The 16358-nt window shown below is 68.7% G+C and carries 12 protein-coding genes and 1 pseudogene; 3 read left to right on the forward strand and 10 right to left on the reverse strand.

The features are described from left to right. Positions 1–31: 31 nt before the first annotated feature. From ABDZ95_RS12800 to ABDZ95_RS12810, 3 genes are all read right to left on the reverse strand, one after another. Positions 32–2533 carry a glycoside hydrolase family 3 protein gene (locus ABDZ95_RS12800; RefSeq protein ID WP_343794344.1) on the reverse strand — a complete coding sequence of 834 codons (2502 nt, stop codon included), beginning with the start codon at positions 2531–2533 and terminating at the stop codon, positions 32–34. A 69-nt stretch (positions 2534–2602) separates the two neighbouring features. Then, positions 2603–5320 carry a TonB-dependent receptor gene (locus ABDZ95_RS12805; protein WP_343794345.1) on the reverse strand — a complete coding sequence of 906 codons (2718 nt, stop codon included), beginning with the start codon at positions 5318–5320 and terminating at the stop codon, positions 2603–2605. A 137-nt stretch (positions 5321–5457) separates the two neighbouring features. After that, positions 5458–6492, reverse strand: a complete 1035-nt coding sequence (locus ABDZ95_RS12810; RefSeq protein ID WP_343794346.1) for a LacI family DNA-binding transcriptional regulator — start codon at positions 6490–6492, stop codon at positions 5458–5460. Positions 6493–6617: 125 nt separating this feature from the next. Here ABDZ95_RS12810 and ABDZ95_RS12815 point away from each other — a divergent pair, with 125 nt between their 5' ends. Both ABDZ95_RS12815 and ABDZ95_RS12820 read left to right on the forward strand, forming a co-directional pair. Then, positions 6618–7853: an MFS transporter gene (locus tag ABDZ95_RS12815; protein WP_343794347.1), complete on the forward strand. Its 1236-nt coding sequence runs from the start codon at positions 6618–6620 to the stop codon at positions 7851–7853. Positions 7854–7944: 91 nt separating this feature from the next. Continuing rightward, positions 7945–9066, forward strand: coding sequence for a glycoside hydrolase family 5 protein (locus tag ABDZ95_RS12820; RefSeq protein ID WP_343794348.1), 1122 nt, complete (start codon positions 7945–7947; stop codon positions 9064–9066). A gap of 261 nt (positions 9067–9327) precedes the next feature. Here ABDZ95_RS12820 and ABDZ95_RS12825 read toward each other — a convergent pair. Further along, positions 9328–9453, reverse strand: a pseudogene (locus ABDZ95_RS12825) (IS6 family transposase); the annotation flags it as partial. Positions 9454–9578: 125 nt separating this feature from the next. On the opposite strand from ABDZ95_RS12825, the gene ABDZ95_RS12830 reads away from it, so the two are divergent. Continuing rightward, positions 9579–10277, forward strand: a complete 699-nt coding sequence (locus tag ABDZ95_RS12830; protein ID WP_343794349.1) for a class I SAM-dependent methyltransferase — start codon at positions 9579–9581, stop codon at positions 10275–10277. A 4-nt stretch (positions 10278–10281) separates the two neighbouring features. On the opposite strand, the gene mnhG is transcribed toward ABDZ95_RS12830, so the two are convergent. Genes mnhG through ABDZ95_RS12860 form a run of 6 tightly spaced genes read right to left on the reverse strand, consistent with a single transcriptional unit; the run spans position 10282 to position 16261 of the window. Then, complete coding sequence (gene mnhG, locus ABDZ95_RS12835; RefSeq protein ID WP_343794350.1) at positions 10282–10638, reverse strand: monovalent cation/H(+) antiporter subunit G; 357 nt, start codon at positions 10636–10638, stop codon at positions 10282–10284. Beyond that, positions 10635–10916 (reverse strand): K+/H+ antiporter subunit F, encoded by a 282-nt coding sequence (locus tag ABDZ95_RS12840; RefSeq protein ID WP_343794351.1) that lies wholly within the window; start codon positions 10914–10916, stop codon positions 10635–10637. The genes mnhG and ABDZ95_RS12840 overlap by 4 nt, the downstream gene beginning before the upstream one ends. Continuing rightward, positions 10913–11398 (reverse strand): Na+/H+ antiporter subunit E, encoded by a 486-nt coding sequence (locus tag ABDZ95_RS12845; protein ID WP_343794352.1) that lies wholly within the window; start codon positions 11396–11398, stop codon positions 10913–10915. The genes ABDZ95_RS12840 and ABDZ95_RS12845 overlap by 4 nt, the downstream gene beginning before the upstream one ends. After that, positions 11395–12990, reverse strand: coding sequence for a monovalent cation/H+ antiporter subunit D (locus tag ABDZ95_RS12850; RefSeq protein WP_343794353.1), 1596 nt, complete (start codon positions 12988–12990; stop codon positions 11395–11397). The genes ABDZ95_RS12845 and ABDZ95_RS12850 overlap by 4 nt, the downstream gene beginning before the upstream one ends. Next, positions 12987–13331: a Na+/H+ antiporter subunit C gene (locus tag ABDZ95_RS12855; protein WP_425542994.1), complete on the reverse strand. Its 345-nt coding sequence runs from the start codon at positions 13329–13331 to the stop codon at positions 12987–12989. The genes ABDZ95_RS12850 and ABDZ95_RS12855 overlap by 4 nt, the downstream gene beginning before the upstream one ends. Beyond that, the gene (locus ABDZ95_RS12860) at positions 13328–16261 is read right to left on the reverse strand and encodes a monovalent cation/H+ antiporter subunit A (RefSeq protein ID WP_343794354.1); all 2934 of its coding nucleotides are present in this window, start codon (positions 16259–16261) and stop codon (positions 13328–13330) included. The genes ABDZ95_RS12855 and ABDZ95_RS12860 overlap by 4 nt, the downstream gene beginning before the upstream one ends. Positions 16262–16358 lie beyond the last annotated feature (97 nt).

Genomic DNA, 16358 nt, shown 5'->3' on the forward strand with positions numbered 1-16358 from the left:
GGGCGGTACAGTGGTTCGCTTCTACCGTCGTCTATTGAGGCGCGGTCACGCAGGTCTGGTCGCCGTTATTGCTCTCAAGTCCGATATCAGCGAGCGAAACAGCGAGCGGACCCGGTGTACGCAGCGAAAATGGCGCCTCGATCGTCGTGACCCCTGAACGCGCGACATCGAAACACCCGAGGCGGATGCGCAGACGTCTCCATACCCCGGTAGGAAACTTTTCGATCACCGATGCGATGTCCAAACGCTCGCGTCCGAATCCGATCTCGACCGCCCCCGAAGGCGGTGCGTCGAGACGGATCGAAAACGCCAGCACCATGTCGCCGTTGCGCTGGCGCGACAGATCGATCGCTGGCCCTGTGATAAGCGCCTCGCCCGGACCGCTGAACGTCAGCGCCATCGCGCTTTCCTGCGCAGCGCCGTCCGTCGAGCGCACCCGCAGCGTCTCGCGCGGGCTGGTCGCCGCCAGCAGCGTGCCGACGCGACTGTCACCGCCCTCGTCCCGCAGCATCAACGACCAGGGAGCCTGCACCCGGCCATCGGCGAAGTAACCGTCGACGTTGGTACGGCTCGCAGCCACGCCGGGGTCCTCGGACAGCGGTCCGGTCCGGGCCGGCGCCGCATAACTGAGTCCATAGCCATAGGCGAACTGCGGCGCGTATCCGACGTCGCCCACGTTCAGGACATCTTGCCCGGCGCTGCGCGGCCAGGAAAACGACAGTCGGCCGGTGAAGTCGAACGGCGCGCGCCCGTTCGGTCCCGCCACCAGAACGTCGGCGACGCCGGCCCCTTCCGTGCCCGGCAGCCAGGCGGCGACAAAGGCATCCGAACTGTTGATCTCGGGATTGGTCCATAGCGGCCGCCCGCTGAGGAAGACGGACACCGTCGGAATGCCCGCCGCCCTGAAGCGGCGCAGCAGCTCCAGCGGTCCCTCCGGCTGGAAGTCGAGGGTTTCGATGTCGCCCTGAAACTCGGCGTAGGGCGTTTCGCCGAACACCACGATCGCCACGTCCGGTCGGGTTTCCCACGAACCGTCCGCGCTCAGCTCGGCCGTCCCGCCGGCGGCCTTCACCGCCGCGTCCAACCCCGCCCAGATCGAGACCCCGCCGGGGAAGTCGGCGTTGGTGGTGTCCGCGCCCTGCCACGAGACCGTCCAGCCGCCGGACGCCTGACCGATCGAGTCGGCCGCCTCGCCCGCCACCAGCACCCGCGCGCCCGGCCGGATCGGCAGCACGCCCTCGTTCTTCAGCAGCACCAGCGACTTGCGCACCGCCTCGCGCGCCAGGGCCCGGTGGGCGGCGGAGCCGAGGATGTCCGCGCGCCCCTCCAGCGACCGGTCCCGGTCGAAGACGCCCAGCTTGAGCTTGACCCTCAGGATGCGGCGCACGGCGTCGTCGATGCGCGCCGCCGGGATCTCGCCCGACCGCGCCTGCGCCAGGGTGTTGACGTACAGACCGCGCCAGCTGTCGGGGGCCATGAACATGTCCAGGCCGGCGTTGATCGCCTCCGGACAGCTTTCGTTGTTGCAGCCAGGGATCTGGCCGTGGGCGTTCCAGTCCCCGACGACGAAGCCCTCGAAGCCCATCCGGTCCTTGAGCACATCGGTCAGCAGCGAGCGATTGCCGGTGATCTTGACCCCGTTCCAGCTCGAGAAGGACGCCATCACCGTCAGGACGCCGGCGTCGATCGCGGGCACATAGCCCTGGGCGTGGATGGCGATCAGCTCGGATTCCGGGATCGCCGCATCACCCTGGTCGACGCCGTTGGTCGTGCCGCCGTCGGCGAGGAAATGCTTGGCCGAGCCGGCGATCCGGTCGGGGGCCAGCGGCCGTCCGTCGGCCAGCACGCCCTGCAGGCCGCGCGTCATCGGTCCGGCGTAGCTGGTGACGATCTCGGGATGCTCGCCATAGCCCTCATAGGCCCGGCCCCAGCGATCGTTGCGGGGCACGGCCAGGGTCGGGCCGAAGGTCCAGTCCGCGCCCGAGGCCGCCACCTCCTGCGCCGTCGCCGCGCCGATCCGCTCGATCAGGTCCGGGTCGCGCGTCGCGCCCAGGCCGATGTTGTGCGGAAACAGGGTCGCGCCGACGATATTGTTGTGGCCGTGCACGGCGTCGATGCCGAACATCAGCGGGACGGCCGCGCCCGAACGCGCCGCGGCGGCGGCGCGAAACGCCTGCGACAGGGCGACCCAGTCGGCCAGCGGCGCCCGCTCGTTCCCGGACGGCGCGGAGTTGCCGCCGGCCAGGATCGAGCCGATCGGATAGGTGGCGAGATCGGCCGGCGTGATTGAGCCGATGTCGGCCTGGATCAGCTGGCCGACCTTCTCCTCGATCGTCATCCGCGCCAGCAGGGCGTCGATCCGGGCCTCGGTCGCGGCGTCGGTGATCGTAGCGGGGCTGGCCGCGACCGGCCATGCGGCAGGATCGGCGACCGCCGCGGCAGGGTCGGTCGCCTGCGCCGCCAGCGGCGCGCATCCCGAGAGAACGGCCGCCAGGGCGACGGCGGAAAGAAGCGTTCGGCGGGACGCGGACATGCTCGACCTCGAAACGGGAAAGAGATGGCGGTCCGAGCCAAAGGCCGGACCGCCTCAAGGCTCGGGAGACTAGAAGTTGGCGCGCAGACGCAGGCCCGCGGTCCTCGGCTGGTTCAGGAACAGGACGTTGACGACCTGATCGGAGACCAGTTGCTTCTCGACGACCGTTTCGTCGAAGACGTTGTTCACATAACCCTCGATCCGGTATCGGCCGCCCGACGGCTCCCAGCCGGCCCCCAGGTTGACCGTGACATAGCCTTCCTGACGTCCCCAGAAGCCGCCCTGACGCGCGTCGGTGCTGCGCAGGAACGGACTGGCGAGAGGTGCGGTCGGATCCACCGTGGCCCCGGCCATTGAGGCCTTGAAGGCGTCGTAGGCCGCCTGGCCCGCCGCGTCCGCCGGTCGGGCCGTAAACTGGATGACCGGCAGTTCATTGTAAATGCTGAGATAATAGGACGACCGATAGTTCGCGAGCAGGTGGAAATCCGCCCGACCGCCGAACAGGTCGATCGTCTGCTGCAAGTGGGCGTTGAGGTTGACTTTCGACACGTTGGGCAGCTCGTTTCCGCCGATATCGATGTTGAAGTTGGGCGTTCCATCCCCGTAATCCGTACCCCGGGTGTCCGTCAGGACGCCGTTGTCGGCCCGCGCGTCGATGTAGGCGCCGATCAGGTCGAGGCGCATGCCGAACGGCAGGCTGAACCTGGTTTCCAGCTCGAAGCCGCTGATGGTGGACTGGGCGACGTTGATGTTCTGCTGGGAGAAGCCGGCGCTCGCGCCTCCAGGCCCGGTCCCCAGCGACACCAGCGTCTGGAAGACCTGGTCCGCATAGTCGTAGTGGAAGACATTGGCGTTGACGTCGACGCGGCCGAAAGCCGGACGGAAGGTGTTCTTCACGCCCGCTTCGTACAGTGTCACCGACTCTGGCGCGAAGGTCGGCGCGGTCGACACGCCGTTCACGACGATGGTGTCGTTGAACCCGCCGGACTTGTGGCCCGTGGAGACGGTTCCGTAGAACAGGTGATCCGGCGTCAGGTCGTATTCGAAGCCGACCCGATAGTCCTTGAACGAGTCCTCGTACGACCCGACCTGCTCCCCCGGAGCCGAGATCTGGAAGAAGCTGTGCTGGCCGTTGGCCGGACAGACCTGGCCGCCATAGGAGGGCTGGGTGTCGGGACGGTTGACACAGGTGCCGTTAGGCCGCGAGCCGTCGGCGACGCCGGCGATCTGCTGCAGGAAGGTGTCGCGGGCGCCAGGACTGAAGGCGCCCAGGAAATACTGCGCGGCCTGCTGGTTGTTTCCGGGGGTCGGCGGGGCATAGGTCGATCGCCCGGTGAAGATCGGACGGAAGCCTTCGGTACCAAGGCGCGTGGTGAAGCAACACCCGAAGCCTTCCGAGCCGAGGCCCAGCGACCAGTTGCCGCCGATGCCGCGACGGGACTTGTTCTCTTCCGTGTAGCGGAAGCCGCCCTTCAGCCGCAGCTGGTCGGTGACCGGCCAGGTGATGTCGAAATAGGCCGCGAACGAGTCGGACTGGACATCCGGGAAGGTGAACTCGGTGCCGGAGTAGAACTGTCCCTTGTCGACCACGGACAGGAAGCCGACCTGCTGCTCTTCCTTGAAGTAGAACAGGCCGGTCGACCACACGGTGTCCGAACCCGCCGACGATGACAGCCGCAGTTCGTGAACATCGGATTCCGACAGGGTCAGCCAGTACTGGGTGCCGAAATTGTCGTAGTCGACGTCGGCCGCGCCATAGCCGGGACGGACCACGCCCTCGCTGGCGGCATTGACCTGGTAGTAGTCCACGCTGCGCCGGCTGGCGATGTACTCCAGCACGGCCGGCCCGAAATCGTAGGACGCGTTCAGCGCCAGACCCCAGTTGTCATTCTCGACCAAGCCCTGCGGGCCACGGTAGAGGACCTCGCGCAGCTCAAGCTGATCGGGCGTTCCGCCGCCGACGAGACCGTTTCGGATATTGGTGGCGGGATAGCCGGTGCCGCGCTCGGATTCGAAATCGCCCATGAGGCTCAGGCGGAAGCGGTCGTTGGGCTGCCACAGATAGGTGGCGCGGGCCGAGAACAGCTGCTGCTCGCCGGTCGGATCCAGGCTCTGGTCATTGCCGACATTCTCGTAGGCGGTGCCGCGATCGACGCCGTAGACCGCCAGGCGCAGCGCCTGATCGTCGCCGATCGGCAGGTTGACCGCGCCCTCGTAACCTACGGTGTCGAGGGTGCCGACTTCCCCCTGCCCGAAGCCCTCATAGGAGCCGAGACGCGGCATGTTCGGAATGATGTTCAGCGTGCCCGCGACCGCGTTGCGGCCCCGCAGCGTGCCCTGCGGCCCCTTGGCCACCTCGACGCGCGCAAGGTCGAAGAACAGGCCGCCGAGGCCGCGCGGACGCGGCAGATAGATGCCGTTCAGGTGCGTGGCCGCCGACGGGTCGCCCAGCTCGGTGTTGTTCGCCGTGCCGACGCCGCGGATGTAGATCTGGACGTTGCCCTCCTGATTGGAGATCGACAGGCCCGGAATGGCCGACTGCAGATCCTCGATCTGGTCGATGCCGACCGCGCGCAGATCGTCGCCGGAGATGGCTTGGGCCACGCCTGCATAGTTCTGCAGCGTCTGCTCGCGGCGTTCGGCCGTGACCACGACCTCGCCCAGCTCGGCGGTTTCGTCCTGCGTCTCCGGCGTCTCGGGCGCGGGCGCCGTCTGGGCCCATGCACCGCCGGCGCTGACGGCCAGTGACGCGCAGCCAAGCAGAAGCGAACGTTTGAACGTGGTCATTGTCTTCCCTCCCGTGGACCCCGTTCGTCGGGGTTCCAGCTCACCGACCCGCCAAGGCGCGCCTGTTTCCTCAAGGCAGACTGTTCACGTTTGACAGCGCTGTCAATCGGATTTGACAGCGCTGTCATCAACGATCTTCAGCTTGGGGGCCGGGTCGAGAGCCGGTCGATCAGCGCATAATCGACCCGCTCGGCATGGCCCTGCTGGCCAGCGGAGGGCGGCAGCAGCAGACGGGTCGCCGCCGCCGCCATCTCCGCCACCGGCTGCCGGATCGTGGTCAGGGGCGGCGTGCTCAGCATCGCGCTCGGCGTGTCGTCGAACCCGCACACCGCCAGCGCCGCCGGCGTCGCCACGCCCAGCGCCGCTGCCGCGTTCAACACGCCCAGCGCCATGTCGTCGTTGCTGGCGAAAATCGCCGTCGGCCGCTCGGGCCGGCCGAGTATGGCCGTCCCTGCCCTGCGTCCGGAGTCGAAGGTGAAATCGCCCTCGACGACCAGGCCGGGGTCGACCTCCAGACCATGGCGCGCCATCGCCGCCTCGAACCCCTCGCGCCGCTTGCGGCTGGCCGCATAGCTGCCCGGCCCGGCGATGAAGCCGATCCGGCGATGCCCCAGCGCGATCAGGTGGGCGGTCATGTCGGCCGCGGCCTGCCGGTCGTCCATGAAGACCCGCATGCCCCGGTCCAGGTCGATCTCCGCCCCCAGCCTCACGAACGGCGTGCCGTTCCGCTCCAGGACATCGAGCACGCGCGGGTCATCGGAATTCGGTGGCGTCAGCAGCACGCCGTCGGGCTTCAGCGAGCGCAGCAGGGCCAGCAGCCACGTCTCCAGGCTCGGCGATCCGTAGTCCACCAGCTCGACCATCAGGTGGTAGCCGGCCTTGCGGCACTCGACGAGCGCGCCGTACTCCAGCCGGCTCAGATAGTCGTTGCCCCGTCCGCTGCGCCAGTGCTCCAGCGTCAGCTCGGCGTCCACGAACGCTGCGATCAGATACGAGGACGCGCCTGCCAGACTGCGCGCCGACAGATTGGGGCGGTAGTCGAGCGTCTCGACCGCCGCCAGCACCTTGGCCTGCAGTTTCGGACTGACGTTCGGCCCGCGGTTCAGCACGCGCGACACGGACTTTATGGAGACGCCGGCAAGGGCGGCGACATCGTAGATCGTCGCGGTCATCGTGTTCGCCGTCTCCCCCGGGCGGGATCCGAAGGGCCGCCGTCGGCCGACGATATGCGGTCTCCCGCCCGCTTCGCGCAAGATTTCGCTCGCCCGGCCGGGCGACATTGGCCAATGTCCCGACGATGAAGGCTGTCCAGGACTTCGAGGGCGGTCCCGCAACCCCCGTCAGCGCAGGCTTCATCGCCAGCCTGACGCTGGCCTACGTCGGCGCCTTCATCGCCTTCGTTCCCCTGCTGTCCCTGCTCGTGCCGCTTCAGGCCCAGGCGCTCTCGCCGGCGGACAAGGTCGGCCTGCTGAGCCTCGTCACCCTGTGGGGCGCCGTGGTCGCCAGCGGCGCCAACATGGTCGTCGGCTGGGCCAGCGACCGCACCCGGCACCGTCTGGGACGTCGCCGACCGTGGATTTTCGCCGGCCTCGCCGGCGTCCTCCTCGCCTATGCGCTCATCGCCCTGGCCGCCAGCCCCGTCCTGCTGCTGGCTGGCGTCATGCTGTTCCAACTGACGTTCAACATGATGTTCGCCCCGCTGACCGCCGTCCTCGCCGACCGCGTGCCCGATCGCCAGAAGGGCCGGGTCGCGGCCTTCCTCGGCCTCGGCGCGCCCATGGGTGCCGCCAGCGGCGTGCTGATCACCGCCCCACTGTTCGCCGGCGCCGCCGAACGGATGACCGTCCTCGGCCTGCTGGTCGTCGCCTGCCTCACGCCGTTCCTCCTGACCTGTCGCGAGCCCCCGGCCGCCGCCGTCCGCGAGCGACGGCCCTGGGCCCTGCCCCGCCTGTCGGCCGATTTCGGCTTCGCCTGGATTTCGCGCTTCTGTCTCCAGATCGCGGCCAGCATCGTGAACGCCTACATGCTCTTCTACCTGGCCGACCACGCCGGATACGCCGACCAGTTCCCGGGCTCGACGGTCGAGAGCGGTCTCGCCCGGCTCATCGCCCTGTCCACGGTCCTGGTCGTCGTCTCCGGCTTCCTCGGCGGCCTCGCCTCCGACCGCTTCAACCAGCGCAAGGGCTTCATCCTGCTGGCCGCGGGCCTGATGGCCGCCGGTCTTGCGGTCTTCGCCCTCTGGCCGACCTGGCCCGGACCGCTGGTCGGCTACAGCCTCTACGGCGTCGGCTTCGGCCTCTACACCACGGTCGACGCCGCGCTGGTGGCGCAGGTCCTGCCCTCGCGGCGGGACACCGCCCGCGACCTCGGCATCATGAACCTGACCAACACCCTGCCCGCCGTCCTCGCCCCCCTGCTGGCCCTCGTCGCCCTCGGCCCGGACCGTCAGGACTGGCCCCAGCTGATGGGCGTGGTCGCGGTAACGGCCCTGCTCGGCGGGCTGGCGGTGCTGGGCGTGCGGCGGGTGCGCTGACACCAGAGTTGTCCGGCCGATCCGCGATCCGGCTTGACGGACCCGCCGGCGCCCTGTTGCCCTCCCCCTCCGATTGTCCCCGAGGGTCGCGATGTCTCACCGATCTGTCCGGCCCGGCCTGTTCCGCCTGCTGCTCGCCGCCCTCCTTCTGGCCCTCGCTGCGCCCGCCATCGCCTCGGCCGCGGATCGCCCCACGGCGCAGCAGGCCGCCGCCGCCATGGGCCGGGGCTTCAACCTCGGCCAGATGTTCGACAACGACCAGCATGCGCCCACGCTCGCGGTCGCCCGGCCCAAGATCGACGCCTACTACGCCCGCGGCTTCCGCACCGTCCGGATCCCCGTCACCTGGACCGAGCCGGTCGGCGGAACGACCCTGGCCGATCCGGACACCGGCGCGCTGGATCCGGCCTCGCGCCGTCTTGCCGAGCTGACGGCGGTGATCGACTACGCCCTCGCGCAGCCCGGCCTGCATGTGGTCCTCAACGCCCACCACGAGGTCCGGCTGAAGGACGGCGGCCGCGCCGACGTCCTGGCCCGCCTCTGGGCCGACCTCGCCGTTCGGTTCGGCGATCGCGACGGCCGCCTGATCTTCGAGATCCTGAACGAGCCGCATCTCAGCAACAAGGAGCCCATGGCCCCCGCCACCCTGCGCGCCATGACCGGCGGAGCCTACGACGCCATCCGCGCGGCCGACCCCCGACGCCTCGTCGTCATCGGCGGCAACCAGTGGTTCGGCGCCCACGAGATGGCGGCGACCTGGCCCGATCTGGAGGCCGTCGGCGGCGGCCGGGACGTCTACGTCATGGCGACCTTCCACCACTACAATCCGTGGACCTTCAACGGCGACAACCAGGGCGACTACGCCGACCCGTGGACCGACGAAGATATCTCTGGCCCGATGCGGGTAATGGCGAACTGGGCCGCGACGACCGGCGGCGGCATGCCGGTCTTCATCGGCGAGTGGGGCGTGGGCTGGAAGAGTCGGCTGGCGACCATGGACTGCAACAACGTGCGGCTCTGGTACAGCCGTTTCGATGCGGTCCACGCAAGTGCCGCCGGGATGCCGACAACGGTCTGGGACGACGGCGGCTGGTTCCAGCTCTTCGACCACGACCTCGCGGACTTCTCCAGCAACCTGATCGACTGCATCGACGGTGCCTGTGTGTGGTCGAACGCCGACCGGTACAACGAGGCGTGTATGCCCACCGATTGAGATCAAAGGGCTCTTACATCGCGATGCGGCGGCGGAGCCGCAGGTTGATCCGAACCTGGCTCGTCCGCTGACGCAAGAGCCGGCGGGCCTCATGACGGACGCCAAGTCTGCACCGTGAGCACTGCCTCACGAGGAGCGGGCAGCACCATATCGACCGCAGAGCAGACGCTGGACTTACGCCGAGTTCACTTTGAATGCGTCGCGTCCTGAGCGCTGTCAGGTTAACTGCGCTAGCGCACAACTGGACCTACCCCAGCCACCTCAGGCGGTCGCGGCCACCCATGCCGCATCGGCTCCGGCGCGAAACTGGCGAAGAGTCGGGCGGCTGATGAGATGTCGCTGGCTGTAGAAGGTGTTGTAGACGCTGGCATGGGTGGTGAGGAAACGCACCGCCACGGCCCTCCCCCGCACATCCCCAAGGCTTCAGCCCGTCACCTCCAGACGCGCACCATATTGCGCGTGGCCGTGTCAGAGGTAGCGACAGCCGTTACGGCTCATGTTATATAATAACAATGACCCAACATGCGTCCTTCTCCACCGCCGGCTTCTTCAATCAAGAGATGGCGGACGCCTATGATCGAAGGAATGCGGGGCTGAATCCCATTTCGGACAGCCTGCACTTCCTGATGCGGCTGACCTTGGCCGATCTGGCCGACGATGCGCGGGTGCTGTGCGTGGGCGTCGGGACGGGGGCGGAGATCCTGTCGCTGGCGCAGGCCAGGCCCGGCTGGTTCTTCGTGGGCGTCGATCCCTCGGCCGAGATGCTCGGCGTCGGCCGTTTCCGGCTGGAGCAGGCCGGGGTGATGGACCGGTGCGAGCTGGTGCAGGGCTATGTCGAGGATGTCGCCGATCAGGGCTTCGACGCGGTCGTCAGCCTGCTGGTCGCCCACTTCATCAAGCGCGAGGACCGGCCCGACTTCTACGCCGCCATCCACGCGCGCCTGAGGCCCGGCGGCCGGTTCGTCAGCGCGGAGATCAGCGGCGATCTCGACGCCCCTGAATTCTCCGCCATGCTGGAGGACTGGAAACAGGTCCAGACCCTGATGGGCGCCACACCGGACTCGCTGGCGAAACTGCCGGACATGATGCGCGACGTGCTTGGCGTTGTGTCGGTGGCGGAGACCGAGGCCCTGTGGCGACAGGCCGGCTTCGCCCTCCCCATCCCCTTCTTCCAGGCCTTCATGATCCGGGGCTGGCACGCCGTCCGGTGAGCGATCAGGCCTGATCCTGCGGCACCGGCTTCTCCTCCGGCTCGGACTCCTCCGTCCGGTCCCGGAACAGGGCGGCGCGGGCCAGAAGGATCAGGGTCACGGGCGTGGTCACGGTCAGAAAGACGGCGATCAGCGCCTCGCGCGGCAGCCAGCGTCCGTGGGCCGAGCCGAAATAGAGCCAGGACGCGAACAGGATCAGCGCCATGCCCAGCGTCGCCCCCAGCGTGGGCGCGTGGACGCGATCGTAGAACGACCCCAGCCGCACCAGACCGAAGGCGCCCAGCAGGGACAGCCCCGCTCCGCCCACGACCAGCACGGCGATCAGGATGGCGGCCCAGTCGGGCAAGGATGCGAGGCTCATTCGATCACCTCGCCGCGCATCAGGAATTTGGCCAAGGCCACCGTGGCGGCGAAGCCCAGCATGCCGATGATCAGCGCCGCCTCGAAATACAGGTCGCTGCCGGTGCGGATGCCGAACACCACGGCGATCAGCATGCCGTTCAGATACAGGGTGTCCATGCCCAGGATGCGGTCCTGCGCGCGCGGTCCGCGGATGATGCGGAAGGTCGCGCAGACCAGCGCCAGTCCCAGCAGGATCAAGGCGGCGGTCAGCCCCAGATCGAGGATCCGCGCGCTCATTCGAAGATCTCCATCAGCAAGCTTTCGTACCGGTCCTTGATGGTCCGGACCCAGGTCTCCTCGTCCACCAGATCCAGCACGTGCATCAGCAGGCGGCCGCGCGCGCGGTCGTACTCGACCCACAGGGTGCCCGGCGTGCTGGTGATGATGATGGCCAGCACGGCCAGCGCGTAGCGGTCCTTCAGGTCCAGCGGAATATGGATGAAGCCGGAGACCCGGTCGGCGCGCCGCCCGGCAAGGATTTGCGCCACGGCGATGTTCGAGCGGATGACATCGACGACCACCCGCCCGGCCAGCTTCAGGATCGCGCCCGGCGCCCGCACGCGGATGGGATCGATCCGCATGGCCCGCATGACCTGAGGCGCCGCCAGCGCCATCAGCAGACCCAGCGCCAGCGATGGCGGCGCCAGGCTGGAGCTGAGCAGCACCGAGGCGCAGAACAGGCCCAGCGAGAGCAGCGGATGCGGAAGCAGCGCCCTCATCGGCCCTCTCCCGTCAGCACCGCCCCGATATAGGCCCCCGGATCGGCCAGCCACGACGCCGTATGGTCGGCGTAGGCCAGCACGGTCTCGCCGAAGATCGACATCAGCACGCAGGCGCCCAGCAGGCCCGCGATGCCCACGAACTCCCCTGCCCCGACGACCAGCGGCGGCGCCGTCTCGTCCCGCGTCCAGATCGCGCCGACGCCCAGACGGGTCAGGCTGATCAGGGCGCCGAGGCTCGACACCGCCAGCATGGCCACGATCGCCCAGCCTCCGGCGGTGTCCGCCGCGATCAGCGCGCCCATCATCGCCACCTTGCCGATGAAGCCGGCCAGCGGCGGCAGGCCGGCGATCATCAGCGCGCAGACGATCACGGCCCCGCCGAGGGCGGCCACGGCGGCCGGGATGACCAGACCGGGATCGTTGCGTTCGGTGTCGTCAAACGGATCCTTGTACTCGTCGTCGAACACGGCCTTGTGGGCGTCTCCGCCGGCGTCACGGCCGCGCTCGAGGATTTCGGCGACGAGGAACAGGGCCGCGCAGGCCAAGGTCGAGCCGGCGAGATAGTAGAGCGCGGCGCCGAGGCTGGCGATCCCGCCTCCCCCCACGACGGCCAGCAGGGTGCCGGACGAGACCATCACCGCGAAGGCGGCGGCCCGCACCAGATCCCGCGCGCCCAGCATACCGAACACGCCGAACAGCATGGTCGCCAGTCCGGCCGTCAGCAGCCAGTCGTCGCCGAAGCCCGCCGAGGCTCCGGCATCCGGCGAGAAGGTCAGGGCGCTCAGCCTCAGGATCACATAGACCCCGACTTTGGACAGGATCGCCAGCATGGCTGCGGCCGGGGCGCTGGCCGCCGAATAGGTCGGGGCCAGCCAGAAGCCCAGCGGCCAGGCCGCCGACTTGATCAGGAAGGCCACCGCCAGAATGGCCGCGGCGACATGGAACAGGCCGCGGTCGCCAGCGGCGATGGCCGGCACCTTCGTCGCCAGATCCGCCATGTTCAGCGTCCCGGTCAGGCCGTAGATCAGCGCCACCCCGACGAGGAACAGCAGCGACGCCGTCAGGTTGACCGCGATGTAGCCGAGGCCCGCCCGCACCCGCGTCTCGCCCGATCCGTGCAGGACCAGTCCATAGGACGCCGCCAGCATGATCTCGAAGAAGACGAACAGGTTGAACAGGTCGCCGGTCAGCAGCGCCCCGTTGACGCCCATCACCAGCAGCAGGAACAGGGCGTGGAAACGCGGCCCGGCCCGGTCCCAGCGCGCCAGCGAGAAGATCAGGGCGCACAGGCCCAGCACGCCGGTCAGCGCCACCATCAGCGTCGACAGCCGGTCCGCGACCAGCACGATGCCATAGGGGGCCGCCCAGTCGCCGAGCCGGTAGACCCGCGCCACATCCCCGCCGTCCGCCGCACCCGTCGCGCTCTCGTGGATCAGCAGTCCCGCCATCACGAGGATGGCCGTCATGGCCGCGAGGCTGACGACGCCCTTCACGATGCGTCGGCGCTCGTCGATCAGCAGCATGCCGGCGGCGACCACCAGCGGCAGGACGATGGGTCCGATGATCAGATGTTCGAGCCAGTCGGTCATGCGCCCGGCTCCTCGCCATCGACGTGGTCGCTGCCGGTCGCGCCCCGCGCGGCCAGAAGCACCACCAGGAACAGGGCGGTCAGGGCGAAGCTGATGACGATGGCGGTCAGCACCAGCGCCTGTGGCGTCGGATCGTCGTACAGGGCCGGGTTCTCGAGACCGGATGCGGTGACCGGCGGCGCGGCGATCTTCAGGCGGCCCATGGAGAAGATGAAGATGTTGACCGCATAGGACAGCAGGCACAGCCCCATGATCACCTGGAAGGTGCGCGGTCGCAGCAGCAGCCAGACGCCGGACGCGCCCAGCACGCCGATGGCGAGAGACAGGACGATCTCGATCATGCCGGATCCTCCGCCTTCTCCACCGCGGCGGTCTGTCTGGCCTTCCTCAGCGACTGGTGCGCGAGGGCGACCAGCATCATCACCGTGGCGCCGACCACGAGGATGACCACGCCCAGATCGAACACCACCGCACTGGCGATGGGGACACGGCCCAGCAGCGGCAGGTCGGCGTACTGGAAGGCCGAGGTCAGGAACGGGCGTCCGAACACCCACGCCCCTGCCCCCGCGACCGTGGCGATCAGCAGCCCCGAGCCGATCCAGATGGCCGGACGGATTTCCAGCCGGTCTTCCACCCAGCGCGCGCCGGACGCCATGTATTGCAGCACGAAGGCCACCGACAGGGCGATGCCGGCCGCGAAGCCGCCGCCCGGCAGGTCGTGCCCGCGCAGGAACAGATGCACCGCCAGCAGGATGACGAACGGGAACATCCAGCGCATGACGATCTGCGGGACCAGCATGGTCTCCTTCAGCGTCTCGCCCTCGGGCCGGTCGTCACGACGACGATCCGCGGCCGCCTGCACCCGCTTCTGCTTCGGTTGCGGCAGGCTGTCCTCGTAGGGCCGGAACCGGCGGAGCAGGACGAAGACCGTCAGACCCACGATGCCCAGCACGGTGATCTCGCCGAAGGTGTCGAACGCCCGGAAGTCGACGAGGATGACGTTGACCAGATTGCGCCCGCCGGCCGAGTCATAGGCCTGCTCGACATAGAAGCGCGACACGCCGTCCAGCAGCGCCGGGCGGGTCATGACCGCCCACGACGCAGTGGCGAGGCCCAGCCCGACCACAGCGGCGATGATCAGGTCCACGCGCCGACGCAGGCGCGCGCGGCGCTCCTGACGATCGGTCGCCCGGATCGACTCCAGCCGCTTGGGCAGCCAGCGCAGGCCGAGCAACAGCAGCACCGTGGTGACGATCTCGACCAGCAACTGCGTGATGGCCAGATCCGGCGCCGACAGCCACAGGAAGGACAGGCAACTGGCCAGCCCCGCCCCGCCCATCAGAACCACGGCGGCCAGACGGTGATACTTGGCCTGCCATGCCGCGGCGATGGCGCAGGCGCCTCCGACCGCCCACAGCAGGGCGAAGGCGACGTCGGACATCGCCGGGGCGGTCAGCGCCGGAGCCGCGACAGAGAACCCTCCGGAGGCCAGACCCGCGACGCCCGCCGCCACGACGGAGACCAGGATGATGGTCCGCAGCTGCTGCTGCACCCCCTTGGCGCCGAAGATTTTCTGGCCCGCTTCCGCAGTGCGGAAGACGCCGGTCATGGTCTTCTCGAACAGATAGCCGCCGTTCAGCCAGCGCGCGCGCAACGGACCGCCGCTGGTGTTGACGTTGATGCGCTTGCCCAGCAGCACATAGAGGCCGATCCCGACCATCAGGGCGATGACGCTGAGCAGCAGCGGCAGGTTGAAGCCGTGCCAGATCTTCAGGCTGTAGTAGGGCAGGTCGAAGCCGACCACCGACACGGCCGCGCTGCGCAGGAACGGGCCGACCGTCAGGGCCGGGAAGATGCCGACCACCAGGCACAGCAGGACGAGGATCTCGACCGGCCGCCGCATCCAGCCGGGCGGCTCGTGCGGGATACGGTCCAGCGCCGTCGGCGGCGGGCCGAAGAAGGTCGCGTGAATGAAGCGCAGCGAATACAGGACACTGAACGCGCTCGCGAGCGTGGCCAGGATCGGCAGGGCCGTCGCCCAAGGATGCCGCCCCGCGCCGGCGACGGCCTCGGCCAGGAACATCTCCTTGGACAGGAAACCGTTCAGCAGCGGCACGCCCGCCATGGCCGCCGCCGCGACGATGGCCAGGACGGCCGTCACGGGCATGAACCGTATCAACCCGCTGAGCTTGCGCATGTCGCGTGAGCCCGCCTCGTGGTCGATGATGCCGGCGGCCATGAACAGCGAGGCCTTGAAGGTCGCGTGGTTCACGACGTGGAAGATCGCCGCGATCGCGCCCAGCTCGGTGCCCAGCCCCAGCAACAGGACGATCAGGCCGAGGTGGCTGATGGTCGAATAGGCCAGCAGGCCCTTCAGGTCGTGCTGGAAGATCGCCGTCCAGGCGCCGATCAGCAGGGTCAGCAGGCCCGCCCCGCCCACCACCGCCATCCACATCGGCGTCTCGGCGAAGATCGGCCAGAAGCGGATCAGCACGAAGATGCCGGCCTTCACCAGGGTGGCGGAGTGCAGATAGGCGCTGACCGGCGTCGGCGCGGCCATGGCCCGCGGCAGCCAGAAGTGGAACGGGAACTGGGCGCTCTTGGTCATCGCCCCGACGAGGATGAAGCCCAGCGCGAGGGTGTGGCGGGGATCGTTCAGGATCACCTCGCGCGAGTTCAGGACGGTCTGCAGGTCGTAGCTGCCGACGATCTGGCCCAGCAGCACCATGCCGACCAGCAGCGCCAGCCCGCCCGTCGCCGTGACCGTCAACGCCATCCGCGCGCCCTCGCGCGCCAGCGGGTTCTGGTTCCAGTAGCCGATCAGCAGGAAGGAGAAGAGGCTGGTCAGCTCCCAGAAGACGACCAGCTGGATCAGGTTGCCGGACATCACCAGCCCCTGCATCGCCCCCATGAAGGCCAGCAGGAACGAGAAGAACCGCGGCACCGGATCCTTCGGCGACATGTAGTACCGGGCGTACAGCACCACGAGCGCGCCGATCCCCAGCACGAGGGCGCTGAACAGCCACGACAGGCCGTCGAGGCGCAGCACCAGCGTCAGGCCCAGCGACGGAATCCACGGAATGTCGAGCCGCAGGATCTCCCCGTCCTGGAACTTGGGCCACAGCAGCGCCAGACAGACGACGCTGACGAAGGCGACGGCCCATGACAGCAAGGCGGCTGCGGTTCTCGCATGACGCGGCAGGCCCGCCGCGACCACGGCCCCGACGAACGGCAGGGCGATCAGAAGAACCAGAAGCAGGCCTGTTGTCATTCGTGCGTGCGAATCCTTTTTGTCCGAAGAATTACAGCTTAGCCGAACGCGGCCGTCGTCACATCGACGAACCGCCGCGTCGATCCGTCTCAGGACG

The sequence above is a fragment of the Brevundimonas kwangchunensis genome, from assembly GCF_039523815.1.
Lineage (GTDB): Bacteria > Pseudomonadota > Alphaproteobacteria > Caulobacterales > Caulobacteraceae > Brevundimonas > Brevundimonas kwangchunensis.

Coding starts and splice junctions, on each gene's coding strand:
- ABDZ95_RS12810 (WP_343794346.1), bottom strand. CDS start 6,492: ATGACCGCGACGATCTACGATGTCGCCGCCCTTGCCGGCGTCTCCATA.
- ABDZ95_RS12845 (WP_343794352.1), bottom strand. CDS start 11,398: ATGAGGGCGCTGCTTCCGCATCCGCTGCTCTCGCTGGGCCTGTTCTGC.
- mnhG (WP_343794350.1), bottom strand. CDS start 10,638: ATGAGCCTCGCATCCTTGCCCGACTGGGCCGCCATCCTGATCGCCGTG.
- ABDZ95_RS12805 (WP_343794345.1), bottom strand. CDS start 5,320: ATGACCACGTTCAAACGTTCGCTTCTGCTTGGCTGCGCGTCACTGGCC.
- ABDZ95_RS12820 (WP_343794348.1), top strand. CDS start 7,945: ATGTCTCACCGATCTGTCCGGCCCGGCCTGTTCCGCCTGCTGCTCGCC.
- ABDZ95_RS12855 (WP_425542994.1), bottom strand. CDS start 13,331: ATGATCGAGATCGTCCTGTCTCTCGCCATCGGCGTGCTGGGCGCGTCC.
- ABDZ95_RS12840 (WP_343794351.1), bottom strand. CDS start 10,916: ATGAGCGCGCGGATCCTCGATCTGGGGCTGACCGCCGCCTTGATCCTG.
- ABDZ95_RS12830 (WP_343794349.1), top strand. CDS start 9,579: ATGACCCAACATGCGTCCTTCTCCACCGCCGGCTTCTTCAATCAAGAG.
- ABDZ95_RS12800 (WP_343794344.1), bottom strand. CDS start 2,533: ATGTCCGCGTCCCGCCGAACGCTTCTTTCCGCCGTCGCCCTGGCGGCC.
- ABDZ95_RS12815 (WP_343794347.1), top strand. CDS start 6,618: ATGAAGGCTGTCCAGGACTTCGAGGGCGGTCCCGCAACCCCCGTCAGC.
- ABDZ95_RS12860 (WP_343794354.1), bottom strand. CDS start 16,261: ATGACAACAGGCCTGCTTCTGGTTCTTCTGATCGCCCTGCCGTTCGTC.
- ABDZ95_RS12850 (WP_343794353.1), bottom strand. CDS start 12,990: ATGACCGACTGGCTCGAACATCTGATCATCGGACCCATCGTCCTGCCG.